The 26,793-nt window shown below is 65.9% G+C and carries 26 protein-coding genes, 2 tRNA genes and 1 pseudogene; 15 read left to right on the forward strand and 14 right to left on the reverse strand.

Annotated elements, in window-relative coordinates; all coding sequences use genetic code 11:
- Positions 1–101: 101 nt before the first annotated feature.
- The 5 genes from GTH33_RS12875 to smpB form a co-directional block, all read right to left on the reverse strand.
- On the reverse strand, positions 102–452 hold the full coding sequence (locus GTH33_RS12875; protein WP_163958732.1) for a response regulator: 351 nt from the start codon (positions 450–452) through the stop codon (positions 102–104).
- A gap of 81 nt (positions 453–533) precedes the next feature.
- Positions 534–2,915 carry a response regulator gene (locus GTH33_RS12880; RefSeq protein WP_163958733.1) on the reverse strand — a complete coding sequence of 794 codons (2,382 nt, stop codon included), beginning with the start codon at positions 2,913–2,915 and terminating at the stop codon, positions 534–536.
- Positions 2,916–3,144: 229 nt separating this feature from the next.
- Complete coding sequence (locus GTH33_RS12885) at positions 3,145–5,208, reverse strand: M13 family metallopeptidase (protein WP_163960027.1); 2,064 nt, start codon at positions 5,206–5,208, stop codon at positions 3,145–3,147.
- Positions 5,209–5,299: 91 nt separating this feature from the next.
- Positions 5,300–5,818, reverse strand: coding sequence for a DUF2062 domain-containing protein (locus tag GTH33_RS12890; protein WP_243848234.1), 519 nt, complete (start codon positions 5,816–5,818; stop codon positions 5,300–5,302).
- 56 nt (positions 5,819–5,874) lie between these two features.
- On the reverse strand, positions 5,875–6,357 hold the full coding sequence (smpB, locus tag GTH33_RS12895; RefSeq protein ID WP_163958734.1) for an SsrA-binding protein SmpB: 483 nt from the start codon (positions 6,355–6,357) through the stop codon (positions 5,875–5,877).
- Positions 6,358–6,444: 87 nt separating this feature from the next.
- Between smpB and GTH33_RS12900 the strand changes: the two genes are divergently transcribed.
- A complete protein-coding gene (locus tag GTH33_RS12900; protein WP_163958735.1) occupies positions 6,445–6,951 on the forward strand; it encodes a hypothetical protein in 507 nt (168 codons plus the stop codon).
- Here the strand turns inward: GTH33_RS12900 and dapA are convergent.
- Positions 6,948–7,832 (reverse strand): 4-hydroxy-tetrahydrodipicolinate synthase, encoded by an 885-nt coding sequence (gene dapA / locus GTH33_RS12905; RefSeq protein ID WP_163958736.1) that lies wholly within the window; start codon positions 7,830–7,832, stop codon positions 6,948–6,950. The genes GTH33_RS12900 and dapA overlap by 4 nt on opposite strands.
- A gap of 78 nt (positions 7,833–7,910) precedes the next feature.
- Between dapA and GTH33_RS12910 the strand changes: the two genes are divergently transcribed.
- The 6 genes from GTH33_RS12910 to GTH33_RS18220 are packed head-to-tail and all read left to right on the forward strand — an operon-like array spanning position 7,911 to position 12,171.
- Positions 7,911–9,935, forward strand: coding sequence for a lytic transglycosylase domain-containing protein (locus GTH33_RS12910; protein WP_163958737.1), 2,025 nt, complete (start codon positions 7,911–7,913; stop codon positions 9,933–9,935).
- A 4-nt stretch (positions 9,936–9,939) separates the two neighbouring features.
- Positions 9,940–10,425 (forward strand): transcription elongation factor GreB, encoded by a 486-nt coding sequence (gene greB, locus GTH33_RS12915; protein WP_163958738.1) that lies wholly within the window; start codon positions 9,940–9,942, stop codon positions 10,423–10,425.
- Positions 10,426–10,474: 49 nt separating this feature from the next.
- On the forward strand, positions 10,475–10,717 hold the full coding sequence (locus GTH33_RS12920) for a hypothetical protein (protein ID WP_163958739.1): 243 nt from the start codon (positions 10,475–10,477) through the stop codon (positions 10,715–10,717).
- Between the two features lie 53 nt (positions 10,718–10,770).
- Positions 10,771–11,571 (forward strand): NYN domain-containing protein, encoded by an 801-nt coding sequence (locus GTH33_RS12925; RefSeq protein WP_163958740.1) that lies wholly within the window; start codon positions 10,771–10,773, stop codon positions 11,569–11,571.
- Between the two features lie 26 nt (positions 11,572–11,597).
- Positions 11,598–11,909, forward strand: a complete 312-nt coding sequence (locus tag GTH33_RS18215; protein ID WP_243848275.1) for a hypothetical protein — start codon at positions 11,598–11,600, stop codon at positions 11,907–11,909.
- Positions 11,800–12,171: a Uma2 family endonuclease gene (locus GTH33_RS18220; protein WP_243848266.1), complete on the forward strand. Its 372-nt coding sequence runs from the start codon at positions 11,800–11,802 to the stop codon at positions 12,169–12,171. Before GTH33_RS18215 ends, GTH33_RS18220 begins: the two co-directional genes overlap by 110 nt.
- Here GTH33_RS18220 and GTH33_RS12935 read toward each other — a convergent pair whose 3' ends face one another.
- Both GTH33_RS12935 and ettA read right to left on the reverse strand, forming a co-directional pair.
- Positions 12,172–13,353 (reverse strand): sensor histidine kinase, encoded by a 1,182-nt coding sequence (locus tag GTH33_RS12935; protein WP_163958741.1) that lies wholly within the window; start codon positions 13,351–13,353, stop codon positions 12,172–12,174.
- Positions 13,354–13,487: 134 nt separating this feature from the next.
- Positions 13,488–15,167: an energy-dependent translational throttle protein EttA gene (gene ettA, locus GTH33_RS12940; RefSeq protein WP_163960031.1), complete on the reverse strand. Its 1,680-nt coding sequence runs from the start codon at positions 15,165–15,167 to the stop codon at positions 13,488–13,490.
- A 149-nt stretch (positions 15,168–15,316) separates the two neighbouring features.
- On the opposite strand from ettA, the pseudogene GTH33_RS12945 reads away from it, so the two are divergent.
- The 4 genes and pseudogenes from GTH33_RS12945 to GTH33_RS12960 all read left to right on the forward strand — a co-directional run bounded on the left by GTH33_RS12945 (position 15,317) and on the right by GTH33_RS12960 (position 17,707).
- Positions 15,317–16,725 (forward strand): annotated as a pseudogene (locus GTH33_RS12945) (M20/M25/M40 family metallo-hydrolase).
- Between the two features lie 144 nt (positions 16,726–16,869).
- On the forward strand, positions 16,870–17,133 hold the full coding sequence (locus GTH33_RS12950; protein ID WP_163958742.1) for a hypothetical protein: 264 nt from the start codon (positions 16,870–16,872) through the stop codon (positions 17,131–17,133).
- Positions 17,134–17,290: 157 nt separating this feature from the next.
- Positions 17,291–17,366, forward strand: a tRNA-Ile gene (locus GTH33_RS12955).
- Between the two features lie 264 nt (positions 17,367–17,630).
- A tRNA-Pro gene (locus tag GTH33_RS12960) sits at positions 17,631–17,707 on the forward strand.
- A 125-nt stretch (positions 17,708–17,832) separates the two neighbouring features.
- On the opposite strand, the gene GTH33_RS12965 is transcribed toward GTH33_RS12960, so the two are convergent.
- Positions 17,833–18,489, reverse strand: coding sequence for a UPF0149 family protein (locus tag GTH33_RS12965; protein ID WP_163958743.1), 657 nt, complete (start codon positions 18,487–18,489; stop codon positions 17,833–17,835).
- Positions 18,486–18,683, reverse strand: a complete 198-nt coding sequence (locus GTH33_RS12970) for a hypothetical protein (protein WP_243848233.1) — start codon at positions 18,681–18,683, stop codon at positions 18,486–18,488. Before GTH33_RS12970 ends, GTH33_RS12965 begins: the two co-directional genes overlap by 4 nt.
- A 322-nt stretch (positions 18,684–19,005) precedes the next feature.
- On the opposite strand from GTH33_RS12970, the gene GTH33_RS12975 reads away from it, so the two are divergent.
- On the forward strand, positions 19,006–19,563 hold the full coding sequence (locus tag GTH33_RS12975) for a DUF1993 domain-containing protein (RefSeq protein WP_163958744.1): 558 nt from the start codon (positions 19,006–19,008) through the stop codon (positions 19,561–19,563).
- 288 nt (positions 19,564–19,851) lie between these two features.
- Here GTH33_RS12975 and GTH33_RS12980 read toward each other — a convergent pair whose 3' ends face one another.
- From GTH33_RS12980 to GTH33_RS12990, 3 genes are all read right to left on the reverse strand, one after another.
- Entirely contained in the window at positions 19,852–20,088 is a 237-nt protein-coding gene (locus GTH33_RS12980; RefSeq protein ID WP_208403984.1) for a hypothetical protein, read from the reverse strand.
- Positions 20,089–20,376: 288 nt separating this feature from the next.
- Entirely contained in the window at positions 20,377–21,393 is a 1,017-nt protein-coding gene (locus GTH33_RS12985; RefSeq protein ID WP_163958745.1) for a polysaccharide deacetylase family protein, read from the reverse strand.
- Between the two features lie 2 nt (positions 21,394–21,395).
- Positions 21,396–23,123 carry a sensor histidine kinase gene (locus tag GTH33_RS12990; protein WP_249054895.1) on the reverse strand — a complete coding sequence of 576 codons (1,728 nt, stop codon included), beginning with the start codon at positions 23,121–23,123 and terminating at the stop codon, positions 21,396–21,398.
- A 194-nt stretch (positions 23,124–23,317) separates the two neighbouring features.
- Here GTH33_RS12990 and GTH33_RS12995 point away from each other — a divergent pair, with 194 nt between their 5' ends.
- The gene (locus GTH33_RS12995) at positions 23,318–23,785 is read left to right on the forward strand and encodes an Lrp/AsnC family transcriptional regulator (protein ID WP_163958746.1); all 468 of its coding nucleotides are present in this window, start codon (positions 23,318–23,320) and stop codon (positions 23,783–23,785) included.
- A gap of 56 nt (positions 23,786–23,841) precedes the next feature.
- Here GTH33_RS12995 and GTH33_RS13000 read toward each other — a convergent pair whose 3' ends face one another.
- Complete coding sequence (locus GTH33_RS13000; RefSeq protein ID WP_163958747.1) at positions 23,842–25,164, reverse strand: tetratricopeptide repeat protein; 1,323 nt, start codon at positions 25,162–25,164, stop codon at positions 23,842–23,844.
- Between the two features lie 165 nt (positions 25,165–25,329).
- On the opposite strand from GTH33_RS13000, the gene yaaA reads away from it, so the two are divergent.
- Together yaaA and GTH33_RS13010 are read left to right on the forward strand one after the other, a co-directional pair.
- Positions 25,330–26,070: a peroxide stress protein YaaA gene (gene yaaA / locus GTH33_RS13005; protein ID WP_163958748.1), complete on the forward strand. Its 741-nt coding sequence runs from the start codon at positions 25,330–25,332 to the stop codon at positions 26,068–26,070.
- Positions 26,067–26,768: an SDR family NAD(P)-dependent oxidoreductase gene (locus GTH33_RS13010; RefSeq protein ID WP_163958749.1), complete on the forward strand. Its 702-nt coding sequence runs from the start codon at positions 26,067–26,069 to the stop codon at positions 26,766–26,768. Before yaaA ends, GTH33_RS13010 begins: the two co-directional genes overlap by 4 nt.
- The last annotated feature ends 25 nt before the right edge of the window (positions 26,769–26,793 follow it).

The following is a 26,793-nucleotide window of genomic DNA, read 5'->3' on the forward strand; positions in this document are numbered from 1 at the left end:
TCCGGTGACAAATGCGTCATGCGAGCGGCGACCGGCAGGCACAGTGGCGGGAAACCCGTCCGTGCGGATAGCCGGCATGCCCGCATCATGCGGGACGAGCGTCAGAGAGCTTCGAGCGCCCTCGCCACGCCTTCCATGGTGAACGGCTTTTGCAGGACCGGGCGATCACGGAATTGCGCATCGACGCTGTCGTCGCTGCCGCCGGTGGCGAACACGAACGGAATGTCGCGGGCGGCAAGCGCTTCGGCGACGGGCGTGCTCTTCTCGCCGCCCCGCAGGTTGACGTCGAGGATCGCTGCGTCGATGCCGCCGTCGTTGACGCGGGCGAGCGCGCTCGCGACGCTGTCGACGGTGCCGACGGCAGTCTTTTCCAGCACCTCGAGGAAATCTTCGAGCATCATCGCGATCAGCGGTTCGTCCTCGACGATGAGGATCTGGGTCGGAGCAGCCATCCCCGGCCCATACCCATGGTTGTTGCGCAATGCCAACATCTTGTTTTTTTTCGGCGGCGCAACACGCCGGGAAACGGCGCCCTATCGGCCGACCAGAACGTCGCGTGCCGCTTCTGCCAGCTGCTGCACGCTGAACGGCTTGGGGAGGAAGGCGACGTTGTCGAGGTCGATCGACCGGCGCAGCTGTTCCTCGGCATAGCCCGACATGAAGATGATCGGCAGGTCGGGATAGCGATCGCGCGCGTGGCGGACCATGGTGGGGCCGTCCATCGTTGGCATCACCACATCGCTGATGAGCAGGTCCGGGCGGCCATTGCGGTCGAGCAGGTCGAGCGCCGCCTCGCCATTCTCGGCGGTCATCACCGTATAGCCCTGCCGCGTCAGCGCGCGTTCGGCGACGGCGCGGACCATGTCCTCATCCTCAACCAGCAGGATGGTGCCGGTGCCCCACATTTCGACCGGCTTTGCAGGTGGCCGCGCGAGCGGCGGCTTGGTCACCGTGCCGGCGGCGTGGACCGGCAGATACATGGTGAAGGTGGCGCCCTGCCCCGGCTTCGGATCGGCGAAGATCCAGCCGCCCGACTGTTTGACGATGCCGTAGACGGTGGAGAGGCCGAGGCCCGTTCCCTTGCCAACTTCCTTGGTGGTGAAGAAGGGTTCGAATATCTTGGGCAGGATTTCGGGCGGGATGCCGCCGCCGGTGTCGCTGACCACCAGTGCGGTATAGTCGGCGACGGGCAGGATGTCGGACGCCATCGCGCGGACTTCGCTCGCCGTGACGGCCTTGGTCTGGATGGTCAGCGTGCCGCCGCCGCGCGGATTGTGGGTGAGCATCGCGTCGCGCGCGTTGACCGCGAGATTGACGACGACCTGTTCGAGCTGGCCCGGATCGGCGCGCACCGCGCCCAGGTTGCGGCCGTGGGTAACGTCGAGCGTGATCTGTTCGCCCATCAGTCGCTTGAGCAGGTTCGATACCTCGGCGACGACATCGGGGAGTTGCAGCGTCTGCGGGCGAAGCGTCTGCTGGCGGCTGAACGCGAGCAACTGGCGCGTCAGGCTGGCGGCGCGGTTGGAGTTGGTGCGGATCTGCTGGATATCGTCGTAATCGCTGTCGCCGGGCGAATGGCGCATCATCATCAGGTCGCAATGGCCGATGATCGCGGTCAGGATATTGTTGAAATCGTGCGCGACGCCGCCGGCGAGCTGGCCGACCGCCTGCATCTTGGTCGCCTGCGCCACCTCGCGCTTCAGCCGCGATTCCTCGCTATTGTCCTTGAGGCTGAGCAGCACCGCGGCATCGCCCAGCCCGCGGGCGCCGGCAATGGTGAGGGCGACCGGTTCCTCAGGATGGCTTTTGAGGCGGACGGCCATGTCGGAGGAGTGGGTCGCGCCGCCGGCGAAGCGGCGGATGGCGTCGGCGACAGCGGTCTTGTCCTCGCGCACCACCAGGTCGCCGGGATAGAGCGGCGGAGCATGCGGATCGACACCGGCCGCGCGGATGAAGGCGTCGTTCATCTGCAGGAAGCGCCCCTCGCGATCGACCAGCGCCATGCCGAAGGGCATCAGGCTGACGAGGCTGCGGACATGGGCGGAGGCGCTGGCGCCGATCGCCGGGGCGGTATCTTCGTCATCGAGCAGGGCGACGAGGACGGGCGCGTCGTCGCTGTCCAGGAACGGGATCTGGACGACGCGAAGCGGCGTGCCGTCGAGCCCCTCGCGTTCGAAACGGACGAGGCCGCGGCTGTCGGTGATCAGCAGCCGGGCGAAATCGCGGCCGTCGATCGGCCCGGCCGCGCCCAGCGCGCGCTCCGCGAGGACGCGGTTGCCGGCACGCACGCGCCCGTCGGGGCCGATCAGCGCGGCCATGACCCCTGCCCCGCCGAGCCGGTCGCCGGTCGCCCCGCCGATCAGCGCTTCGGTCGAGGCGGCGAGATCCTGGCGTTGCAGGACGACGAAGCGCCAGACGAGCATGTCGCCGTCGTCGCCGGCGCGGGTGATGTGCGCCGTGACGCGATGGCGGCCGACGATCAGCCCTGCGACCTCGCCACTGCCGTCGCGCCAGGCGATGCGGCCGGCGTTGCCGAGGACGGCGACGCCATCGCCCTCCAGCGGCAGGCCGGGCGGTGTCGGGAAGCCGCCGAACAGCGTTTCGAAGGCGTCGTTGGCGCAAACCAGCCGGCCGGCACGATCGGTGATGGCGACCGCATCGCCGCTGGCCTGCGCGACGGCGCGGGTGAACGCCCAGTCGATCGACTGCGGATCGGCGACACCCGGCTGGCGAAGCAGTCGCCAGCCAAGCAGGAGGCCGCCAGCGACGATGCCGAGCCCCAGGAACCCGGCGGCGACCGCGATGCTGCCGACGAGGAAGAGGACCAGTCCGGCGGCCACGACGGTCGCACCGCCCGCGACGAGGATCGCGGTGCGCCGAGGGTCGGGGCCGGCAGGGATCGGAAGGGACGCCATGTCGGTGCCGTCATCGCGGGATGTGGCGCCCGCCGTCAAGCGATTGGTTTGGCGGGTGGAGCCTGCGATGCGAACCGCCAGAGGGACGACGCCCATTACCGCGGGTGGGGACCGTCAATCCGGGCTGGCTGCGGGGTTCACTCCGCGGCCGGGCGGGCCGCAGGGGCATGACACCATGCCCCCGTCACCTCCGAACCATCCCGGGGTGACGGAGGATAGAGCCGGGGCCTTACCAGATCTTGATGCGATCGGCAGGCGCCAGATAATAGGTCTGACCCGGCTTCACGTTGAATGCCGGATACCAGGCATCAAGGTTGCGCACGACATAGGCACGCCACTGGCCCGGCGTGTGCGGATCGGTGGTGAGCTGGTTCTTGATCGACGCCTCGCGTGCCTTGGTCTGCCATACCTGGCCGAAGCCCATGAAGAAGCGCTGATCGCCGGTGAAGCCGTCGAGCACAGGGGGCTTCTTGCCCTTCAACGACAGCTTGTACGCATCATAGGCGACATTGATGCCGGCGAGGTCGGCCATGTTCTCGCCGAGCGTCAGCTTGCCGTTGACGTGGCTGCCCGGAATCGGCTCGTACGCGCCATATTGCGCGACGACCTTGTCGGTCAGTGCCGTGAAGCGCTTGACGTCCTCGGCGGTCCACCAGTCGGAGAAATTGCCCTTCGGATCGAACTTGCGGCCCTGATCGTCGAAATGGTGCGACAGTTCGTGACCGATCACGGCGCCGATCGCGCCATAGTTCACCGCCGGGTCCGCGTTGGGATCAAAGAACGGCGGTTGCAGGATCGCGGCCGGGAACACGACCTCGTTCATCAGCGGGTTGGCGTAGGCGTTGACCGTCTGCGGGGTCATGAACCATTCGCTGCGATCGACCGGCTTGCCGATCTTGTCGAGCTGGCGCTTGTATTCGAATTCCGCCACCCGATCGGCGTTGCCGAGCACGTCGCCCTTTACCACGCGCAGGTTGGTATAGTCGCGGAACTTGTCCGGATAGCCGATCTTGGGCGTGAACGCCGCCAGCTTGGCGCGCGCCTTCACCTTCGTCTCGGGCGCCATCCACGTCAGGTTGGACAGGCGGATGTCCATCGCGCTGATGAGGTTGCGTACCAGTTCATCGGCCTTCGCCTTCGCGGCAGGCGGGAAATACTTCTGGACGTAGACCTGGCCGACCGCCTCGCCCAGGCTGCCGTTGACGAGATCGACGCCGCGCTTCCAGCGTTCCTTGAGCTGCGGCGTACCGGACAGCGTGGTGCCGTAGAAGGCGAACTGGGTGTTGACGAAGTTCGACGACAGCAGCGGCGCTGCGTTCGAAATGGTGTGGAACGCCAGATATTCCTTCCACGTCGGCAGCGGCGTGGCGGCGACGATCTTCGCCGTCGCGGTCAACGCCGACGGCTGGCCGACGATGACGCGGGTCTGCGCGCCCAGCCCCTGTGCGGCGAGCATCGTCTTCCAGTCGAAGCCGGGCATTGCGGTGGCAAGCTGCGCCACCTCCATCGGGTTGTAGCCCTTTTCGACCTGACGAAGTTCGGCACGCTCCCAATGGACCTGCGCGATGCTCTTTTCGAGGTCGAAGATGCGCTGAGCGGCGCCCTGCGGATCGGGCTGTCCAGCCATGCGCATCATGTCGGCGATATAGGCGACGTACTTGGTGCGCGCCTCGGCGAACTTGGGATCGTCCTTCAGGAAGTAATCGCGATCCGGCAGGCCGATGCCGCCCTGACCGAGATAGACGGCGTAGACCGTATTGTCCTTGAGGTCCTGCTGCACGCCGGCGCCGATCGGCACGTCGATGCCGTGCATCGTCGCTTCACCGAATGCCTTCGCGAGGTCGGCCTGCGTATTGATCGCGGCGATCTTGGCGAGATAGGGCTTCAGCGGCGCCGCGCCTGCAGCCTCGATCGTCGCGGCATCCATGAACGTCGCATAGGTGTCGCCGATCTTGGCGGAAACGGGATCGCCGCCGGGGTTCGCCGCCGCACCTTCGATCACGGCGCGGGTGCGCTCGTCGGACAGGTTGCGCAGGATCGCGAAGCCGCCCCAGCTGGACCGGTCGGCCGGAATTTCGGTACGGGCCATCCAGGCGCCGTTGACGTAATTATAGAAATCGTTGCCGGGCAGGACCTTCGTGTCCATCGCGGTGAGATCGACGCCGAAGTCGCCGAGCTGCGGCTTGCCGGGCGCCGTTGCCGCCGGGTTCGTGGCAGCAGGCTTGGTCTGAGCGTAGACGACGCCGGATGCGGCGGAGGCGAGCAGAAGAGCGGCGAGAACCGGTTTGCGCATCATATGTCCTTGAAAAAGGGATATCGGGAGACTGGTGTTCTTCGGGAAGGCGACTCTGATGTGCGGTGTTGTAACCGGTTAAAGCGCCTCGTCAAATATGGTTTCCATTGTGACGATGTCGCCACTTGCGGGCGATCCACAGCCGCCAGCCGAGCGCCGACAGCGCATAGCCGAGCAGTGCGCACACCGCGGTGAGCACGATAAGGCCGAGGCCGAACGCCGGCCCTTTCGACCACAGCCAGTGGAAGGCACCGGTGATCCATTGCAGCCAGCCGGTCGCCGCCTCCGTCACCGGTTGGGTGATCGCGGGCGCGTCGCTGCGCAGCATCCAGGCGCCGATCCGGTAGGCGACGAACCACAGGAACGGGGTGGTGAACGGATTGGTGATGAAGGTGGTCAGCGCGGCCACCGGCACGTTGGCGCGGAAGGGCAGCGCGAACAGCGCCGCGATGGCGATCTGCGCGACAGGAAACAGGAAACCCGCGACCATGCCGAGCGCGACACCGCGAGGCACCGAGCGGCGATTGAAGCGCCACAGCCCCGGCTCCATCACCCGATGCGCGACCGGACGGAGCAGCCGGTTCGATTCCATCGATTCGCGCGTCGGCATGTTGCGCCGGCACCATGCGAGACTTTTGTGGACCACGCCCGGCGACCGGGAATCCATCAGCCCCGGTCGCGCATGATTCGTCCGGCTTCCCGCTTCCATTCGCGCTCCTTGATCGCAGCGCGCTTGTCGTGGTCCTTGCGCCCCTTCGCCAGGGCGAGTTCCACCTTCGCGCGACCGCGGCCGTTGAAATAGACGCTGAGCGGCACGAGGGTCATACCCTCGCGCGCGACCGCGCCGTGGAGCTTGTTTATCTCGCGTTCGTGAAGCAGCAATTTACGGGGACGCTTGGCCTCGTGGTTGAAGCGGTTGCCGTGGCTGAATTCGGGGACGTTGGCGTTGACCAGCCATACCATCCCGTCGCGCACCTCGGCATAGCTTTCGGCGATGCTCCCCTCGCCGAAGCGAAGCGACTTCACCTCGGTGCCGGTCAGCGCGATCCCCGCTTCGTAGACGGTGTCGATGGTATATTCGAACCGCGCCTTGCGATTCTCGGCGACGATCTTCTTCTTGTCGAAGGTGGCGGGTTTGGGACGCGACATGTCCCGGCGATGTAGGGGGTGATGTGCCGCAGGGGAAGCGGCGCGGCGACGATTGCGCGCGCCGATGCATGTGATAGCGTCTCATCCATGATCGACCCACGCGCCGTGATCGGAACGTCGTTCGTGCATGCGGCGCTGGCCGCCGTGCTGGCCGGGGTGTTTGCGCCGTTTCCGATCATCATATGTGCCGACTGCGGCGGCGGATGGTGGTTCCCGGAACCCGATCCGATCGCCGCGTTCGAACTGGGCAGTCGTATCAACGTCTACCCGATCGACGCCGTGCCGACGCCGGTCGTCGCGAGCGGATCACCGATGGCGGTCGTCCTGCGCAGACCATGCGCCGGGCAAGACCCGGTCGATCGCCTGCCGCAGTTGATCGACGCGCGGTTGCCGAGCGCGACAGACGTCGGAAATCTGACCGCCTGCGTCCACATAACCGCCACCGGGCGGCCGGATGCCATCCGGGTCGTCAGTCGATCGTCTCGACAGGCGACGGTGGTATTGCGCCGGCTTATCCCGACGTGGACGTTCATGCCCGCCTATCGCAACGAACGACCCGTGGATTCCTGGGTCGAAGTTCAAGCCGTCCGTTAAACGAGGCCCGCATGCGCCAGCGCCGCATCGACTGCGGCGCGGGATGCGTCCGCCGGCCAGGTCATCGGCAGGCGGATGCCGGCGGGGAAGCCGGGGCGGACGCGGGTCATCGCGTATTTCACCGGACCGGGCGAGGCGTCGGTGAACAGGGCGTCGTGGAGGGGATAGAGACGGTCCTGCAACGCCAGCGCGTGCGCATAGTCGCCGGCCTGGCAGGCCGCCTGGAATTGCGCGCATAGCCGCGGCGCGACATTGGCGGAGACGGAGATGCAGCCCCTGCCCCCCATCGCGTTGAACGCCAGCGCCATGTCGTCGTTGCCCGACAGCTGGACGAAGTCGGGGCCGCAAGCGTCGCGATGCGCGGAAACGCGGGCGATGGCGCCGCTGGCGTCCTTCACCGCGATGAACACGGTCGGAAAGGCGTTGACGATCCGTGCCAGCGTGGCGGGCTGAATGTCGGTCACCGTGCGGGCGGGGACGTTGTAGAGGACGATCGGCAGTTCGGCCGTCTCTGCCAGTTTCGCGAAATGGCGGTAGATCCCTTCCTGGCCGGGGCGGTTGTAATAGGGCGGGACCATGAGCGCGGCATCGGCACCGGCATCGCGAGCGCGGGTGATGTTCGCGGCGGCGACGGCGGTATCGTTGGACCCCGCGCCGGCGATCACCGGCACGCGCCCGGCGGCCTGATCGACGCAGACGCGGACGATGGCAAAATGTTCGTCCGCGGTCAGCGTCGCCGCCTCTCCCGTGGTGCCGCAGGGAACGAGCGCCGACGATCCTTCGGCGATCTGCCAGTCGATCAGTGCGCGATATGCGGCCTCGTCGAATGCGCCATCATCGGTGAAGGGCGTGACGAGGGCGGGGATGGAACCTGAAAACATGAGGTAATTCGCGCTCCTGCTGCGCCGGGACGGGTTTTCGTTCAGGACAGATACGGGTGGAGGCCATATGATGTCCACATGCACCCAGCCACACTCCCGATCGGTCTTCTTCTCGCCACCTTCGCAGGCGTCACCGCCGCGCCCCTGCAGATGCAGATCCAGCCGGTGCCGCAGGCGGCGGACCAGGATCAGCTCGACCGCTATCGCACCCAGATGGCGAACATGTCGCCGCGCGCGCCGCAAAATCCCGCGGACGGTGCGATCGCCGCCGCCATCGCGCAGTGGAAGGCGATCGGCCAGACCGATGCGCTGCCGTTCGACAGCTATGCCAGTTTCCTGATGACGCATCCCGGCTGGCCGAGCGAGGCGGCCAACCGGCGGGCGGCGGAACGGCAGGCGGCGAACGCATCACCGGCGAACGCCGCCGCCTATTTCACTCGCTTTCCGGCGCAGACCGGCGCCGGACTGACCGCCCAGGCCCGGGCATTGCAGGCGCTGGGCCGCGGTACGGAAGCGCAGGCGGCGGCGCGCGCTGCCTGGCGCAAGGGCGGCCTGTCGGCGAACGACGAAGCGATGGTGCTGACCGGCTTTGCGGGCGCGCTGACGCCAGACGACCATGATGCGCGCATGGATGCGCTGCTGTGGCAGAATGCGACCGGAGTGGCGGCGCGGCAGATCGCTTATACCAGCCCGGCGAGGCGGCCGATCTTCGAGGCGCGACTGGCGTTCCGGACGAATGCGGCCAATGCCGCCGATCTCGCGATGCGGACGCAGGATCAATATGCGAGCGATCCGGGCTATGTCGCCGACCGTGCGACGTGGCTGCGCAACACCGGTGCATCGCCGACCGCACGATCCTGGCTGGCCCGGCCGCGGGCGCTGGCCAGCCGGCCGGGCGATGTCGAGAAATGGTATGAGGTGCTGCTGACCAACGCGCGGGCTGCGCAGGCGGATAGCCAGTATCAGCTGGCCTATGACATCGCCCGGCAGGTCGACGACGCCTATCCGGCGGGGACCGACGTTTCGACCAAGCCCTATGGCGAACGCGACGATTATACGAGCCTGGTGTGGCTCGCCGGACAGGTCGCGATGAAGCAACTCGGCCGGCCTGCAGATGCGATGGTGATGTTCGAACGCTACGGCCGCGGCAGCCAGGCGCCGCAGACGCGGGCGAAGGGCTTCTACTGGGCGGGCCGTGCGGCGGAAGCGGCGGGCAAGTCGGCGGAGGCGGCGAGCTATTACGCGCGCGCCGGCGGCTATCGCGATCAATTCTACGGCCAGCTGGCGCTGGAGCGGACCGGCAAGCCGCTGGTCGCCCCACCGGCGATCGGCACGCCGGCGATCGCACCGGCGGTGCGACAGGCCTTCGCCGCCCGCGAGACGGTGCGGGCGGTACGCTTTCTGGGGCAGATCGGCAGCTGGCAGGACCAGACCGCCTTCGTTCGCCAGATTGCGGCGCAGGCGACCAGCGATACCGACCACCTGCTCGCGGCCGAACTGTCGCGCGAGATCAATCGGCCGGACCTGGGCGTGATGGTCGGGCGCAGTGCGATGCAGAACGGGCTGAGCGACTATTCCGCCGCCGGCTTCCCGACGGTGACGGTGCCGACCGGTTATGAGGACAATTGGACGCTGATCCACGCCATTGCGCGGCAGGAGAGCCAGTTCGACAAGACCGCGGTCAGCCATGCCGGTGCGCGCGGATTGATGCAGCTGATGCCCGCCACCGCACGCGAACAATCGGGGAAGATCGGCATTTCGTACGATCCGGCGTCGCTGACCACCGATCCCAATCTGTCGATCATGCTGGGGTCGAGCTATTTCCAGCGGATCTTCGGCATCTATGGCAGCTATCCGTTGGCGATCGCCGCGTACAATGCGGGCGGTGGTAACGTGAACAAATGGCTGCGGGCCAACGGCGACCCGCGCACCGGCGCCGTCGACATGGTCGATTGGATCGAGGCGATCCCCTATCAGGAAACGCGCAACTATGTGCAGCGCGTGGTCGAGAATGCCGTCGTCTACGATCTCATCAACCCCGCCCGCGCCAAAAGCCGCGGGCCGGCGAACCTCAGCTGGTATCTCGGCAAGCGACCGGGCTGACGCGGTGGAGCAACGGCCGAACTACATCACGCCGGCGGGCTATGCGGCGCTGCGCGGCGAATATGAGCAGCTGTTCGGCGTCGAGCGGCCGGCGCTGGTCGAGACGATCGCCTGGGCGGCGGGCAACGGCGACCGGTCGGAGAATGGCGACTATATCTACGGACGCAAACGGCTGCGAGAGATCGACCGGCGGTTGGGCTGGCTGTCGAAGCGGATGAAGGCGGCGAAGGTCGTCGATCCGGCGCAGGCACAGGACCGCGACCGGGTGTGGTTCGGCGCGACGGTGACGATCGCCGACGAGGACGATGCCGAACGCGTGCTGACCATGGTCGGCGACGACGAGGCGGAGGCAGGGGCCGGCCGCGTCGGCTGGAGCGCGCCGATCGCGCGGGCGCTGCGCGGTTCTACCATCGGCGACCTGCGGCGGGTGACCCTGCCGAGCGGCGAGAAGGAATATGAGGTGATCGCCATCGCCTACCCGGCGGGGTGAGGAACGGTGCGCCCCCTGTCCCGTTGGAGGCGGCAGAAGGAGAGCGACGATGACCGACAACCCACGCACCGAAACCGCCCGCGAAAACGATGACACGGATCTGATCGAGGGCATGATCCCCGCCGACGAGGCGGTGGCCGGATCGGGCGGCGGCACACTGGCGCAGGATGTCGGCAGCAACGCTGACCTGACCCGCGCGATCGACGATCCCGAGGCACGCGACCGCGCGGCCAAGCAGGACGATGTGGATCAAGGGCAGGCGCGGCCGGCGGATCGCGGCCCCGGCCGCTGAACGACGACGGTTAACGGTTGACCCCATGCGGTCGGACGGCGAGGTTCGCGCGCATGGAAGATAATCTGCGTAACATCGCCTTGCTGATCGATGCCGACAATGCGTCCTGGCATGCGATCGACCCCGTCCTGACGGTGCTGGCCGAACTCGGCACCGTCAACATCCGCCGGGTCTACGGCAATTGGTCGAAGCCCGCCCTGAAGGGCTGGCGCGACATGACGGTGAAGCACGGCATCGAGCCGCAGCAGCAGTTCGACCTGACCAAGGGCAAGAACGCCACCGACATGAAGATGACGATCGACGCGATGGACCTGCTGTTCCGCGGCCGGATCGGCGGGTTCGGCATCATGTCGTCGGACAGCGACTTCATGCCGCTGGCGATGCGCATCCGCCAGGACGGCATACCCGTCTATGGATTCGGCAATGCCAAGACGCCCGAGGCATTCAAACAGGCGTGCACCCGCTTCATCGACGTCGGCGCGCTGGTGAGCGAGGCGAAGGCGGAGACCGTCGCGGCCAGTGCCGCCGCCGGCAAGGGCCCTGCCGCCGCAAAGCCGGCGAGCGTCGACGTGCCGATCGGCGATTCCCTGCCACCCGCGCTGACCGGTGCGGCGAAGGTGAAGAAGCCGATCGACCCGGAACTGATCGCTTTGCTGATCGATGCCTATCAGTCGGTAAAGCGCGACGAAAAGGGCTATGTCAGCCTGTCGGCGATGGGACAGCTGGCCGGCAACCGGTCCAGCTTCGACACGCGTAACTACGGCTATCAGCGGCTGTCGGACCTGATCCTGGCGGTGCCGAACTTCCAATCGGAACGCCGTGAAAGCGGGGTCTTCGTCAAGCGCGTGCGCTAGCGACGGAGGCGCAATAGGATCGTGGCATGACCAAGATGCCGTCTCTCGTCACGTCGCCGCAGCGCGTCAAGTTATGCGTGGACGACTACCTGCGGCTGGATGCGGCGGGGGCCTTCGACACGTATGGCAAGACCGAACTTCTGGACGGCGACGTCGTCTATATCGACGCGCAATATCGCCCCCCATGCGCGGATCACGTCGCGACTGTACCGGCTGATATCGCGCGGATTGACCGATATCAACAGCCCGCTGGAGGCATTGGTCGAAGGATCGGTATCGATGCCGCCGCACACCGTTACCGAACCGGATATCGCGGTGACCGCCGAACCGGAAGGTGACGGGCTGATCCCCCTCGCCTCGCTCGCCATGGTCGTGGAGGTGGCGGACTCGACGCTGGACAACGATCTGGGCCGAAAGCAGGCCATCTATGCCGGTGCATCGGTCCCGGAATATTGGGTTGTCGACGTGCAGGGCGAGATCATCCACCAGATGTGGAAGCCCGAAGGGGAGGTCTATGCGCAAAGGCGCCAGATCGCCTTCGGCCAGACGATCGGCGCAGTCACCATTGCCGGCCTGTCCGTCGCAACCAACCGACTTTGATCACGCAGTCCGCGGGTCGGGCATGACCATCAGCGCGCGGGTGCCGGGGTCGGCCTCCTCATAGGCCAGCTCGCCGCGCAACTGGCGCGCCAGGCTGGCGATCATGCGCATGCCCAGGCTTTGCCGCGAGGCCGATTTGAGGTCGAATCCGGCGGGCAGGCCGTGGCCTTGGTCGCTGACGATGAGATGGAGTTCGCCCTCGCGATCGGCGATCGTCACCGCTATCTCGCCGCCGTCGTCATAGGCGTATTTGATCGCGTTGGTGACCAGTTCTGTCACCAGCAGGCCGATCGGGATCGCCGCATCGGCGCTGATGTGCACCCTCGCAATGTCGCAATGGATCGTATGGAGCGGCGCCTGTTCGCGCAGCTGCTCGACGATACCGCCGATCAGGTCGTCGAGCGCCACGATGCCGACCTGTTCGCCGCGCCACAGCCGGTCGTGCGCCTGCGCGATCGCGGTGATCCGCGCCTGCGCATCGCCGAGTAATCGCGCGATCCGTTCGTCGGGATCGGACTGCATCTGGAGATTGAGCAATCCCGACACCATCGCCAGGCTGTTCTTGACGCGATGGCTCGCCTCGCGCGTCAGCAGTTCCTGATGCTGCAGCGCATCGTTCAGGCGACGCTCGGCCTCCTGCCGTTCGATGGCGACGCCGATGAGGTTGGCGAAGCCCTGCATGAAGGCGAGATCGGACGCTTCGAATTTGCCCTCGTCCTGACTGTCGACCTCGAGCACGCCGAAGCGCCGGCCGCCAGCCTCGACCAGGACGTTGATCGCGCGGCGGATACGATGGTCAGCCATGAAGGCGGGGGTGCGGAAACGCGTTTCGTTCTCGAGGTGGTTCGAGATCACCGGTTCGCCGGTATGATAGGCATAACCCGCGGGCGAGCCGAGGTCGGCGCGCATCTCCGTGCCGCCGACGACGCCGTCGCGCCAGCCGACACCGTTGCGGACCAGCAGCACGTCCTCGTCGGTGCAATGTTCGAGGAACTTGCAGTAGCGCGACCGCATGCCTTCCGCACATAGCTCGACGGCACGCTGCAGCATCGGCTGAAGGTCGCGCGCGCGCAGCGCCTCGATACCGAATTTGGCCAGCACCGATTGCTGCTGCAGTCGATATTGCAGCTCGCTGGCACCCGGCGGTTCATCCCCGCCCGGTGATTGTTCGACGACCGCCAACCCTTTTCATCCCCTCGCCGCGGATATCCGCCTGCTACGCTGACCCACGCCCATAGAACATAAGCGAGCGTTTTCAACTCGCTGCTACACGGGCCTTGGTGGAGGAGCCGTGCCGGTCCTCCACCCTCGTCGGGTCAGCGCGTCAGCTTCTTGTAGGCGAGACGCGTCGGACGATCGGCGGCATCGCCCAGTCGGCGGCGCTTGTCCTCCTCGTAGCTTTCATAATTGCCCTCGAACCATTCGACGTGGCTATCACCCTCGAACGCAAGGATGTGCGTGCACAGGCGATCTAGGAAGAAGCGATCGTGGCTGATCACCACCGCGCAGCCTGCGAACGTCTCCAACGCCTCCTCGAGCGCCCGCAGCGTCTCAACGTCGAGATCGTTGGTCGGTTCGTCGAGCAGCAGCACGTTGCCGCCCTCCTTCAGCATCTTGGCCATGTGGACGCGGTTGCGTTCACCGCCCGACAGCTGGCCGACCTTCTTCTGCTGATCCGGCCCGCGGAAGTTGAACGCCCCGACATAGGCGCGGGTGCCCAGTTCCTGTTTGCCGAAGCGGAACACCTCCAGCTCGTCAGAAATTTCCTGCCAGACGTTCTTGTTCGGATCGAGGTGGTCGCGGCTCTGGTCGACATAGCCGAGCTTCACCGTCGAGCCGACCTCGATCGTGCCGCTGTCGGGCTGTTCCTGGCCGGTGATGAGCTTGAACAGGGTCGACTTGCCGGCACCGTTGGGGCCGATGACACCGACGATTCCGCCCGGCGGCAGCGTGAAGTCGAGGCCGTCGAACAGCAATTTGTCGCCATAGGCCTTGGTCAGCCCCTTGGCCTCGATCACCTTGCCGCCGAGACGCTCGGGCAGTTGGATGAGGATCTGCGCCTTGCCGGCGACGCGATTCTCCTGCTTCGCCATCAGTTCGTCGAAAGCACGGATACGCGCCTTGGACTTGGTCTGGCGGGCCTTGGGGGTCTGGCGCATCCAGGCGAGCTCGTCGGCGATCGCCTTCTGCTTGCCGGCCTCCTCGCGCTCTTCCTGTTCGAGGCGCTTGGCCTTCTTTTCTAGATAGCCCGAATAGTTCGATTCATAGGTGTAGTAACGGCCGCGATCGAGCTCGAGCACCCAGTTGACGACATTATCCAGGAAGTAGCGGTCGTGCGTCACGAGGATGACGTTGCCGGTATATTCCTTCAAATAATTTTCCAGCCACGACACGCTTTCGGCGTCGAGGTGATTGGTCGGTTCGTCGAGCAGCAGGATGTCCGGCTTTTCGAGCAGCAGCTTGCACAGCGCGACGCGGCGCTTTTCACCGCCCGACAGCTTCGACACGTCGGCATCGCCCGGCGGACAGCGCAATGCTTCCATCGCCACCTGGAGCTGATTGTCGAGCGTCCAGCCGTCGACCGCGTCGATCTTGCCCTGGAGGTCCCCCATCTCTTCCATCAGCGCATCGAAGTCGGTGTCGTCCTTCGGATCGCCCATTTCGGCTGAGATCGCATTGAAGCGGTCAACGAGGTCCGCGACGGGTCGCACGCCGTCCTTTACGTTGCCCATCACGTCCTTGGTCGGGTCGAGCTGCGGCTCCTGCGCCAGATAGCCGACGCGTACGCCCTCGGCCGCCCAGGCCTCGCCGGTGAAGTCGGGGTCCATGCCCGCCATGATCTTCATCAGCGTCGACTTGCCGGCGCCGTTCGGGCCGATGATCGCGATCTTCGCCGACGGGATGAACTGGAGGTGGATGTTGTTGAGCACCGGCTTGTTGGCGCCGGGGAAGGTCTTGGTCAGGCCCTTCATGACGTAGGTGTACTGGACGGCCATGGTCGGCACGCGCTCCTGATCGATACGGACGGGAATTCTGCGGTGCGCATGTAGCGACCGCGAAGCCCGGGCGCAAATGGCTGGCGCTTGTGCCGGGCGCCGTCATCGCTCACACCGTCGCCAACAGGAATGACAAGGGGATTGACCAAATGACCCGTCTCGCGATCGCGCTGCTCGCCCTCGCCTCTTCGACCGCAGCGGCGAGCGTGGCATCCGCCCAGCGTGCCGCACCGCCGCTGCCCGCGCGCGTCGATCCCAGGGTCGCGGCGCTGCGCGATGCGGCGCTGAAGGACGACGTCGCCTATGACATCGTCGAGGGGCTGACGACCGAGGTGGGCCAGCGCCTGGCGGCGACAGACGCGGAGGCACGGGCACGGACGTGGAGCGTCGCGCGGCTGAAGGCACTCGGCTTCAAAAACGTGCATGTCGAGACGTACCAGATGCCGGTGTGGCTGCGCGGCGCGGAAACCGCCGAGGTCGTCGCCCCCTTCCCGCAGACACTGAAGCTCGTCGCGCTGGGCAATTCGGGCGCAACGCCGGCGACCGGGCTGACCGCCCCGGTGGTGGTGTTCCGCAGCTATGGCGATTTGGCGAATGCCGCGCCGGACAGCGTTCGCGGCAAGATCGTCTATATCGGCAATGCGATGCGGCCGACCCAGGATGGATCGAGCTATGGCGCCTATGGCCCTGCCCGCTTCGTCGGGCCGGCACTCGCGGCACGGCTGGGGGCTGCGGCGGTCGTGATCAAATCGATCGGTACCGACCATCATCGCAATCCACACACCGGCGGCACCAACTTTCCCGAGGGCGTCGCGCCGATCCCGGCGGCCGCCCTGTCGGTGCCCGACGCCGAGTTGATCGAACGGATGGCGGATCGCGGCAAGCCGATCACGTTGAAGCTGGTGCTGACCCCCGCTTCGCCGGTACGGGCACGTCGGGCAACGTCATCGCCGAAGTACCGGGCAGCGACCCCAAGGCCGGGGTGGTGCTGATCGGCGGGCACCTCGACAGCTGGGACCTTGGCACCGGTGCGATCGACGACGCATCGGGCGTGGCGATCACCGCTGCCGCCGCCAAGCGGATCCTTGACGGGCCGAAGCCGCGGCGGACGATTCGCGTCGTCTGGTTCGGCGCGGAGGAGCCGGGCGGCTATGGCGGCAAGGACTATGCCCGCGTCCATGGCGGCGAACGGCACGCGACCGCCGGCGAAAGCGATTTCGGCGCCGACCGTATCTGGCGGTTCGAGGTCAACCTGCCCGACACCGCCAAGCCGATCGCCGACCGGTTGCAGGCCGCGCTGGCGCCGCTCGGGATCGCCCGCGGTGCCGGCGTCGGCGGCGATGGCACCGATGTCGGACCGACGCTGGCGCTCGGTGTCGCGGCGATCGACCTCGACCAGGACGGGACGCGCTACTTCGACACGCACCACACGCCGGACGATACGCTTGACCGGATCGACCCCGAACAGCTGCGCCAGAACGTCGCCGCATGGACCACCATGCTCGCCGTCGTCGCCAATGCGCCGGAGGATATCGGGCCGGTGACACCCCGGCGTTAGGAGCGCCAATGTGGTCGCAAGCAGGCCGGGACATGACCGTCAGATGAATTTGGTGATTGACCGGGGGAAGTCGTGCGGTATTTGGGCTGTCTCGCGACGGCGATCGGGCCGGCCGCGATTTTTGCTTTGCTTGGGAGCATTCGAATGAAGAAGATCGCTTTCGTTCTCGCTGCCGCCGGCCTGATGTCCGTCGCTGCCTGCTCGAAGTCGCCTGAAGCTGCCGCCGTTGAGAACAACGCGGACATGCTGGCGGACAACATGGAAATGCAGGCGGATAACATGGACGCGCTGGCCGACAACACCTCGAACGCGTCGGCTGAAGCCGTGCTCGAGAACGCTGCGGACAACATCAACTCGGCAGCGGACAACGTTCGCGATGCAGCCGAGGAGAAGGCCGACAACATGTAATCGCGCTGCGCCGGGTTTCGCCCGGCGCGCCGGTCATGCTGTCGCACGATCCGAAAAGGGGCGTTTTCCACACGGGAAGCGCCCCTTTTTCTATGCGCGAGCGCGGCGCACGGCTTTTTCTTTGACGACGGGTGCGCTAGCGCACGGGTCGCGTGTGGGGCCTGTAGCTCAATGGTTAGAGCTGGCCGCTCATAACGGCTAGGTTGCGGGTTCGAGTCCTGCCGGGCCCACCACGTATGTTGCGGCGTGTCGATCGACGCGCGAGCAGCCTTATCGCAGAATGCCCGATCGATAGGTGTGGCGCGCTGTGGACGTGCGATCACGACATGATCCGCTGCCGTTCGGGCAGTCGCGCGACATCCGGACGATCGATCCTGGTCGCGACGCCCCGACGCATTGCACGGCTTGCCAGATCGGTCCGGGCGATCTACTGCCCTCTCGTCCGCGGTCGTTCGCCGACGCGCCTGCCGCGTCCGCACCGACAACCGCCGACATGTCGGGGAGTGGCGCAGGCTGGTAGCGCACCTGGTTTGGGACCAGGGGGTCGCAGGTTCGAATCCTGTCTCCCCGACCATGATTCAGTCAGCGTTGACATTCGCGGGTTTCGGCTGTTCCGGAGCAGAACCGTAAGCATTGGCGTTGCATTCACCTTCCGCCGCCACCGGTGCATCGGTATGACCGATGCCACCCGGAACCGGATCAGCCGCAGCAGTGCTTGTGTTTTTTCGCCGAGCCGCAGGGACACGGGTCGTTACGACCGACCTTTAAAGCCGACGCTGGCGTTACCGCGGGCAAAGACCCGACGATTCGTGCACGCGCTGCATAGAGGCGCTGTACGATATCGGGCAGATCGTCCGCGACACGGTCCTGCATGGCGTTGATCGCGATGCTGTCCAGCCCGCTCTCCTCGTGTGCGATCGCGATCAGCGTGCCGAGGTGATGCCACGACGCGGCCCAATCGGGATCGGTGGCCAATGCGTCCCAGGCCGTCGGGCGCAGCGCGATCGCCTCGGCGAAGCCGTCCACCCAATATTCCCACAGGACCTCGCCATCGCGCTCGGCGATGTCGAAAATCGGCTGAAGCCTGCCACGCGCGAGGTCGCGCGAGACCTCATAGCGACGCGCCGCCACCGCCTTGGTGAACCATTGCACATCGAGCGGATCGTCGAATGGCGGGACGCCATCGACGTCCGCCCCCCAGACGATGGTCATCCATTCATCGGCTGGAACCGCTTCGGGACAGACGACGAGGCCGGTGAGGAAGCCATCCAACTCGGTGAGCAGCATCGGCTCCTCGACGGGCAGATCGGCGAGCGCAGCGTCGAGGCGACGGAAGCGGGAGGGAATCCGTTTCACAGACTGAGGTTGCGGCGTCGCATCTCGGTTTCGGCCATCGTGCGAAGCGGCGTCGGTTCGCCGGCGGCGAAAATGTCGGCAAAGTCGAGCAGATCGTCATCGCCGAGCGCCGCTACGGACGCCTCCACGGCGGCGAGGCGATCGAGCGCACGCTCGGTTTCGGCCGACAGTCGCTTCATTCGAGTCTTGAGCATGACGAAGCGCTAGCAGGAACGACAGCAATTTGCAGTGCCGGATCGTATTCGATCACTGCGTCGGTCGAGGTTTCGGATCGGGTACGCATCCGCCGGACGCCCGATCGCGGGGTTCGTCCGCCCGGGGGAGCGGTGCAACAGGTGTCGCAGCGGCAGCGCCCTTGCCGGGTTTCGATGGCGCCGGCGATGCGTCGGGCGGGTGGCGCCGCCGTCATCGCGATCCCTCGTGGCGTAACGCCGGTGATCGCCTGCTAATCCGCTTGACCGCAGCGCACGCACGAGCTTGGCTCCGTCATCGAAAAGCCAAGGAAAGCCACCTCTTATGACGCCATCAGATCTCGTGGTGCCGACTTACGTCCAGATGCTGGGTGCGCTGTCGAAGTGGCTCGACAAGGCCGCAGCGCAGCGGCCGGCGGATGAAGCCGATGCGCTGCTGGCATCGCGGCTTGCACCGGATATGTTTCCTCTCGCCACCCAGATTCGTTTCGCATGCCGGCAGGCGCAGGAGGGGGTATTTCGGCTGGCGGAGCAGGATTTTCCTCCGGCACTGCAAACGCTGCTCGATGAGGGGCGCAATGCGGGTGACCGGCCCGGTACGCTTGCAGACGCGCAAGCCCGGATTGCGGAGACGTTGGCGGTGGTGGAGGCCACAGTGGGCGCAATCGCGATCGAATCCTCCGCCCCGATCGCTCATGCTCTACCGAACGGGATGACCCTGGACCTGACGGCAGAGCAATACGCGCGCGACTGGGCACTGCCGCAATTCTATTTTCACGTGGTGACCGCGTATGCGATCCTGCGCGCTGAAGGTATCGAGCTGGGAAAGGCCGATTACGCGGCGCATATGATCGGCTATTTTCGCCCACCCGCCGCGTCGTGATTGCGATCGCGGTCGCGGTCGCGCATTTCGCCGCCGCAGCACGATCGACGATATTGGCGGCCGATCAACAAGGGGTTGCCGATGCCGCGCCGGGGCACCTGCCCTGACATCGGATAGTCGGCGGCGGCGTCTACTCTGCCGTTTCCTGCCGGCGGCATTGGTCAGCGAGATACAACGGCGCCAGAATCAACAAGGCCAGAATCAACAAGGGGAGCCGAAGCTCCCCTTGTCTTTAGCATTTCAGCATATGGCCTGCGTCTTGGGAACTCAGCCGTACGCCGACTGCTGTTAGTTGCTGTCGCTGTCGTCGTCGGCAACGATCACGATGCCGGCAACGACCGCAGCGGCTGCGACCAGCGCGATGATGATGCCACCACCAGCGAGTTCGTTCTGCTTCTTCGAAGCCGAACCGGTGCGGACCGACTTGGCAACCGACAGGCTGGCAGCAGGATTCGCAGGAGCAGCCGCGGCGGGCGCCACGGCGAGAGTGGCTGCAGCTGCGGCCATCAGGTACTTGGCAACCATGGTGGTTCCCCCTCATAAAGTGAGCGTCACCAATGGCATGATTCTCATAAAAGACAACCAGAATTTTTGGTGACTTACCATCGCCTTAGATTGCAGTTTTAAGTCAGCAGTGGCCCGACATGCGTCCAGCCGGATGTGATGGTGCAAATATAGTATCTCCAGACACTTGAGCCATCTTCGAACACGCCGACGCCGCCCATCCGTTATTGCTGATGCGCAGTTCGACCGCACGCCGCCAGGGCCATTACTCGTGAACTATATGATAGGTTTGGCGACCCCGCCATGGGTTCAGGCATCTGTAATGTGCGCCGCGGCTGCGATGAGTTCATCGAGCGTTGTCGGCATCGCGTTCAGGCGATCCAGACAATCCAGCATCCGGTCCCACCATGTCCAGAACCGGGCGAGGTCGGCAGCATCGCGCACGTAAGGCGTGTGTCCGGATGCCAGCGACGGTGAGTGGAACGAGAAACTTAGCAAACGTTGCTGCCCCTCCCCCAAGGCGCTGCGCACCGCTTCCAGTGCATCGTCGATCGGCATGTCCTCCGGCGTCAGGGCGACGCGTTGCAACAGGCCCGTCCCCGCGCCCAGCCCGTGGCCGAAGGGGAGCCGACCGAGAAGCGGATGGAGGGCCGGACCGAGAGCGCGCAGCCTGCCGGTGAAGACGGTCGTGAGCGGTATCTCGACCAGCGAGTCCCAGCGGTAGGCGGCGCTGCCGATGGCTGAAAAGTCCGGACCGCCATCGCCGCGATAATCATAGCGTGCCCGAACCGAGGCATCGATGCGATAGCCACGCTCGGCGAGCAATGCCGTGGTCGCAGGCCCGATGCCATAGCGACCGGCGCGATAGGCCAGGGGACGCCGGCCGAATGCCTCGTGCAACAGATCGGTCAGCGTATCGAGTTTCGCTGCTTCCAAGGCGATCGGCAAATTGCCGGCATAGCTGTCGCCGGGCTGGAGCGGTGCGTAGGGCGGGTTCACCCATGGATGGAGCTGCGCACCTATCGAGGATCGCCCGTCCGCCACGACCGTGTTCAGAATGTCCACGGCGGCAGCGTCGCTGGCCACCGGATGATCCACCATGCAGGCGAGCCCGATGCCGCGTTCGGCGAAACGCCGGTGGGCCGCGGGAAAGGCGCGCATCGCAGTGACCGCGCGGTGCCGCCGGTCACGCGGCGCCGACCAGTCGAACTCCTCCTCGACATCGACGAAGACGATGAACCGGTCGCCGAACGTCGCGGGCCACGCGATGACGTCGCCCGGTGCGGGGCGCGGCGGCCGATATGGCGAGACGACGCCGTCCGCCACGGTCAGTTGATTGCCTGCCCCACCGCAACATTCGACGCGGCGGGTAGCCGCAGCGTCAAGAGGTGCTCGCCGAAGATCAACTCTCCGCCCAGTTCACGAGCGAGGTTGCGCGCGAGGCGGAGGGCGAATCCCGTACCGAGCAACGGCGCGCCGCCCTCCGCTTCGCTGGGATCGGGCGTGTCGCCATCGATGCTGAGCAACACATTCTCCTCGGCGGTGCCGAGCGATTGCGGACGAGCGAAACAGAGCGCGACCTGTCCGTCGGGTGCGGGAGCCTCCGCAATGTCGATCCTTTCGCCTGCGACGGCGGCCGCGGTAAGGGCGGCCAGCAGGCGCGACAGCAGACGCTCCAACGCGCGGTCGTCGGCCAGTGCGGCATGATCGCCCATCGGGTGGATATCGAGCGCGGTTCCCCGCAAGGTGGCAAGCGGCTCGAGATCCTGCGCGATGCGGACCAGCATCGGCTCGATCGCCACGGAGCCGGCGCGCAGGTCCAGCGCCTTCCCCTCTATCCGTGCTGCGGTGTCGAGATCCTCGATCGCGCCGAGCAGGCTGGTCGCAGAGTCACGGATCGTCATCGCATGCTGGCGGTATACCGACGACACGGGCCCGAGCAGTTGCGCCTCGATCAATTCGGCGAAACCGGCGATGGCGTTGGTCGGGGTTCGCAGCTCGTGGACCAGTTGCCGCAGCAAATCCGATGCCGCGCGGCGTGGTGCGCGACTGACATCCTCGTCGCTGCGCGGACGGCGGGCGATCGCGGAATAGCCGGTGAATCGGCCCGTCGCCGTGTCGAACTGCGGCATGCCGGTGACGCGCCACGTTCCTGCGGCGTCGGATCGCCCGTCGACGTCCAGGCGTGCATCGGCGAAGCGCTGACGCTGCCGGAGCGCACCGTTGATGACGGCGTCGATCCGGACGTCGCCCTGGGGTGCACCGTAAGCGAGCGATGCGCCGATGAGCGCGCCGCGCGACACGCCGTCGACCGCGCAGATCACCCCCTTGCTGTCGGTGTCGAAGCGGAAGCTCGTCACCTCGCCATCCGGCTCGGCCATGTCGTTCGCCAACGGGATTGCGGGCTCACGCTGCCGCTGGAACGCATCGATCCGCGCCACGAGGTCGGCGATCTGGAATCCGCCGTTGGCAACGGGGCGCGGTTCGGGTGGCGCGACGGGCACGGGCGAATGCGCCGGCAATGGCGGCGAAGCGATCACGGGATCAGGAGCCGAGCCGAGGTCCGGGGCCGGCGGCACATCGGTCACCGGCGTACTCACGACTGGATCGTTGGCGGCGATCGGCGGATCGTAGGGCAGGACGAAATCGGCAGGACCGAAGCTTTCCAGCCCACGGCTGACGGCCGCCGGCAAGTCGCGGCGGTGGCGCAACAGGGCGCGGCCATGCGGGTCCAGGCGCGGCAATATGGCCAACCACGCATCGTCATCGATGCACGCCGTGCGCAGCACCGGCGCGGAGACAAGGATTTCATCCTCCGCGAAAAAGGCGATGAGCGACGCCGGCGGGCTCGTGAACGCCAGCGCGCGCGCGCTGGCCGACCGTACCGCGACCGGCACCGCCTGCCGTAACAGACGAAGGCGGGCGAGCGAGGGTTCGTCGGGTGGGATACGACCGCGACCCATCAGGTCGATCAGTTGACGCCATGCGGATTGCGCGCCGAAGCCGCTCTCCATGTCCGCCGAAAGCACGGTTTTCAGGCTGTCGTCGAAACGCACGTCAACTCCCGCATCGGGCTTATCCGACGATAAGCCTCGACCGTCCTTATCGAGGGTGACTCATCGTGGAAACCGCTCATTTGCGGAGAGGATCGGCGCGTCGCATAGTGGGACAATTGCGTTGCGCCGCAATTTTATTATGATTAGAGAGTTGCGCCGCCGCCAACCGGCCTGTTTTCGGAGTTTCGTACGCAATGTCCTTCGATCGGATCGATCGTCAAATTCTGGCTCACCTGCAGCAGGACGGGCGGATGACCAATGTCGAGCTGGCCGAACGTGTCGGGCTGACCGCCCCGCCCTGCCTGCGCCGCGTACGTGCGCTGGAGGAAGCCGGCGTCATCCGCGGCTATCACGCGGATCTCGATCCCGCCAGCCTCGGCTTTCCGATCACGGTGTTCGCAATGGTGTCGCTGCGGAGCCAGGCCGAACACGATCTGACCGCATTCGAAGCGCATGTCGCCGACATTCCCGAGATTCGCGAATGCCACATGCTAAACGGCGAAATCGACTTCATCCTCAAGATCGTTGCCAGCGATCTGAAGAGCTTTCAGGAAATTCTCACGACGCACCTGACGCCGGCGCCCAATGTCGCGAGCGTCAAAACGTCGCTGACGATCCGCACCGCCAAGTCTACGTCCGGCATCCCCGTCATCATCGACTGACGGCAAAGAAAAAGGGCGGCTCCTCGCGGAACCGCCCCATGATCGATTGATCGGTTTTATGCCGCCGGTGCGGCGGTCGACGCCGGCGACGAACCCACCTGCGTCCAGGTCGTCCACAGCGCCGCGATACCTGCCCGCGGATTGCCGGTCACCGCCCCGAAGGCAGCCTGCGCACCCGCCTTGTCACCCGAGCGCGCCAGCGCGATGCCGAGCCTGGTATTCACTTCATTCGCGTCGACGCCGCCCTTGGTCAGCGCGGTACGATACAGTTCGACTGCCTTGGCGTAGTTGTTCTGGCCGAGATAGGCATCGCCGGTCGACGCGGCGATCTTGCCGTCCTTCGCCGCCATCGCCTGCTTTTCACTGGTCGCCAGCGAGCCTTCCGCCTTGATCGCGGTATTCGCGGCGGTCAACAGCCCCTTGGAGAAGGTGCTCGACGCCGGAATCTTGCCGGACGCCATCCCTTCCTTCAGCACCGCAGCCGCCTCGTACGGATTGCCGCGATCGTAGACGCTCTTGGCGTAATCCTCGTACATCGCCTGGTCTGGCATCGCGCCGACCGCGCGCATCAACCGGTACAGATCGACATTCTGCGCCTTGTCCGGAGCCGCCAAGCTGTTCTGCGCAAAGGCATATTGCAGGATCACGTCACGCCAGACCTTGGCGTTCGGATAGGCTGCGACGTACTTCTGCATCCAGGCGAGCGTTTCCGGCGCCATCTTCTTGCCGTTGGCGGTCGCGATACCGAAGCGATAGTAGGATTCCGGGACCGGCTGACCTGCCGCCTTCTGCGCCGTGATATAGCGGTCGAGGTCGGCCAAGCCACCGGCGGTGTCGCCGGCCTGAACCTTCACCTTCGCCAGCTGAAGATCGAAATCCGGGCTGCTGTAGCCGGCGGTCTTCGCCTGGTTGAAATACTGCGTCGCGACCGGATACTGACCGCTGTTGTAGGCGAGCTGGCCACGGCGGAACAGGTATTTGCCGCGATCGGCCGCCGGCGTCGACTTGGCCGCGAGGAGGGCATCGAGCGGCTTGGCCAATACGGTTTCGTCGATCGGCGCCTTGGGATTGGCGGTCTGCGCCATCGCGAGCTTCGTGTTCTCGAGGTCGTAGCGGAGGGCGGCGGCGATATATTTGTCGTCATCCGTCGTCGCCGCGGCTTCGATCTGGACAACGAGCGGCTCCGCGACGGCGGGGTTGCGCTGCTTGATGGCATCCTGCGCCTGGAAGGCGATCGCCTGAACCGGCTTGCTCAGCTTGAAGCCGGGTGCAGCCTGCTCTTCCTTCTTGTCCTTGGCGGCCGCGGGCGCGACGATCGCAAGGCCGCTCACGCCGGCGGCCAGCACCGCGGCAAGCGCGAGCTTCGACAGGGTCTTCATGCTAACTCTCTCTCCAACAAGTGGGGCATCGCTGCCGCTAACGTTCGCAGGCCTCTAACGGTCCGCCGCGGGCCGTTCAAGCTGGGGCAATCGAACGATTTCCCTGAACGGCGACCGCTGAACCACGATTGAACGCGGTCGCCATGGCGGCTACCGGCAGCGACGATGATCGCCGTTATCTCCCCCGCCAAGACGCTCGATTACGAGACGCCGCTGCCCGCAATGTCGCCGACGACGCCGCATTTCGCGGCGGAGGCGAAGACACTCGCCGCAGCCGCGGCGCACCTGACCCAGAAGAAGCTGTCGGAGCTGATGCATATCTCGCCCGCGTTGGCGAAGCTGAATGCCGACCGGTTTCGCGACTTCGCCGATGCGCCTGAGCGGCCGGCGATGTTCGCCTTCGATGGCGATGTCTATACAGGGCTGGACGCCGGCAGCCTGGAATCCGAGGCATTGCCGTTCGCGCAGGATCATCTGCGGATGCTGTCGGGGCTGTATGGCCTGTTGCGCCCGCTCGACCTGATGCGCCCCTATCGACTGGAAATGGGCACGCGCTGGGCGCCGCGCCGCAAGAAATTGACCGATTGGTGGGGCGACCGGATCGCCAAGGTGCTGGCCGCCGACGTGGCACAGGATGGATCGGGCGTGGTGCTGAACCTCGCCAGCCAGGAATATTGGGCTGCCGTCGATGGGCAGTTGCCGGCGGGCGTCCGCGTCGTCAGCGTCGATTTCCGCGATGGCGAACGCTTCGTCAGCTTTCATGCCAAGAAAGCGCGCGGATTGATGGCCCGCTATATGATCGAGCATCGCATCACCGACATCGAGGCGATGAAAAGCTTCGACAGCGCCGGCTACGCCTATGATGCCGATGCCAGTAGCGACGATCAGTGGCGGTTCGCACGATGAGCGCAGGCGGTGCGAGCGCGGTCGTCATCGGCGCATCCGGCGGGATCGGTGCGGCCTTGCGCGATGCGATCGCGGATGAGGGCGCACATGCGGTGGTGCACGCGCTGTCGCGATCCGGCGAGACGCCGATCGATATCGAGGATGAAGCGAGCGTCGCGGCCGCAGCGGCACGGATCGCAGCCGGCCCCCCGCCCGCGCTCGTGATCGTGGCGACCGGCCTGCTGCACGATGGAGATCGTCTGCCCGAGAAGAGCTATCGCGAACTGGACGGGGCATGGCTGGCGAAGACGATGGCGGTGAATGCGGTCGGACCGGCACTGGTCGCCAAGCATCTGCTGCCGCTGATGCCGAAGCAGGGGCGGACCGTTTTTGCGGTCCTGTCTGCACGGATCGGCAGCATCTCGGACAATCGGTTGGGCGGCTGGTATGGCTATCGCATGGCAAAGGCGGCGCTCAACCAGCTGGTGCGGACTCTGAGCATCGAGGAGAAACGGCGTAACGACCGGTCCATCGTCGTCGGTCTGCACCCCGGCACGGTGGACACCGCCTTGTCCAAGCCATTCCAGGGCAACGTCCGGCCGGGCACGCTGTTCACCCCCGATCGCGCCGCATCGCAGCTGCTCGACGTACTCGACGGATTGAAGGTGCCGGACAGCGGCAAGCTGTTCGATTTCGAAGGAAACGAGGTCGCGCCCTGATCGCCGGCGGCGTGGATCAAGATGA

Source organism: Sphingomonas insulae, from assembly GCF_010450875.1.
GTDB classification, from domain to species: Bacteria; Pseudomonadota; Alphaproteobacteria; order Sphingomonadales; family Sphingomonadaceae; genus Sphingomonas; species Sphingomonas insulae.

Excerpts from the sequence above, each read along its gene's own strand:
- dapA (WP_163958736.1), bottom strand. The coding sequence starts at position 7,832 with ATGTTTTCAGGTTCCATCCCCGCCCTCGTCACGCCCTTCACCGATGAT.
- GTH33_RS12980 (WP_208403984.1), bottom strand. The coding sequence starts at position 20,088 with ATGGTTGCCAAGTACCTGATGGCCGCAGCTGCAGCCACTCTCGCCGTG.
- GTH33_RS12975 (WP_163958744.1), top strand. The coding sequence starts at position 19,006 with ATGACGCCATCAGATCTCGTGGTGCCGACTTACGTCCAGATGCTGGGT.
- yaaA (WP_163958748.1), top strand. The coding sequence starts at position 25,330 with ATGATCGCCGTTATCTCCCCCGCCAAGACGCTCGATTACGAGACGCCG.
- GTH33_RS12970 (WP_243848233.1), bottom strand. The coding sequence starts at position 18,683 with ATGCTCAAGACTCGAATGAAGCGACTGTCGGCCGAAACCGAGCGTGCG.
- GTH33_RS18215 (WP_243848275.1), top strand. The coding sequence starts at position 11,598 with ATGACCAAGATGCCGTCTCTCGTCACGTCGCCGCAGCGCGTCAAGTTA.
- GTH33_RS12920 (WP_163958739.1), top strand. The coding sequence starts at position 10,475 with ATGACCGACAACCCACGCACCGAAACCGCCCGCGAAAACGATGACACG.
- GTH33_RS12885 (WP_163960027.1), bottom strand. The coding sequence starts at position 5,208 with ATGCGCAAACCGGTTCTCGCCGCTCTTCTGCTCGCCTCCGCCGCATCC.
- GTH33_RS12995 (WP_163958746.1), top strand. The coding sequence starts at position 23,318 with ATGTCCTTCGATCGGATCGATCGTCAAATTCTGGCTCACCTGCAGCAG.
- GTH33_RS12910 (WP_163958737.1), top strand. The coding sequence starts at position 7,911 with ATGCACCCAGCCACACTCCCGATCGGTCTTCTTCTCGCCACCTTCGCA.
- GTH33_RS13000 (WP_163958747.1), bottom strand. The coding sequence starts at position 25,164 with ATGAAGACCCTGTCGAAGCTCGCGCTTGCCGCGGTGCTGGCCGCCGGC.
- GTH33_RS12875 (WP_163958732.1), bottom strand. The coding sequence starts at position 452 with ATGGCTGCTCCGACCCAGATCCTCATCGTCGAGGACGAACCGCTGATC.
- ettA (WP_163960031.1), bottom strand. The coding sequence starts at position 15,167 with ATGGCCGTCCAGTACACCTACGTCATGAAGGGCCTGACCAAGACCTTC.
- GTH33_RS12900 (WP_163958735.1), top strand. The coding sequence starts at position 6,445 with ATGATCGACCCACGCGCCGTGATCGGAACGTCGTTCGTGCATGCGGCG.
- smpB (WP_163958734.1), bottom strand. The coding sequence starts at position 6,357 with ATGTCGCGTCCCAAACCCGCCACCTTCGACAAGAAGAAGATCGTCGCC.
- GTH33_RS12880 (WP_163958733.1), bottom strand. The coding sequence starts at position 2,915 with ATGGCGTCCCTTCCGATCCCTGCCGGCCCCGACCCTCGGCGCACCGCG.
- GTH33_RS12925 (WP_163958740.1), top strand. The coding sequence starts at position 10,771 with ATGGAAGATAATCTGCGTAACATCGCCTTGCTGATCGATGCCGACAAT.
- GTH33_RS13010 (WP_163958749.1), top strand. The coding sequence starts at position 26,067 with ATGAGCGCAGGCGGTGCGAGCGCGGTCGTCATCGGCGCATCCGGCGGG.
- GTH33_RS12890 (WP_243848234.1), bottom strand. The coding sequence starts at position 5,818 with ATGCCGACGCGCGAATCGATGGAATCGAACCGGCTGCTCCGTCCGGTC.
- GTH33_RS12950 (WP_163958742.1), top strand. The coding sequence starts at position 16,870 with ATGAAGAAGATCGCTTTCGTTCTCGCTGCCGCCGGCCTGATGTCCGTC.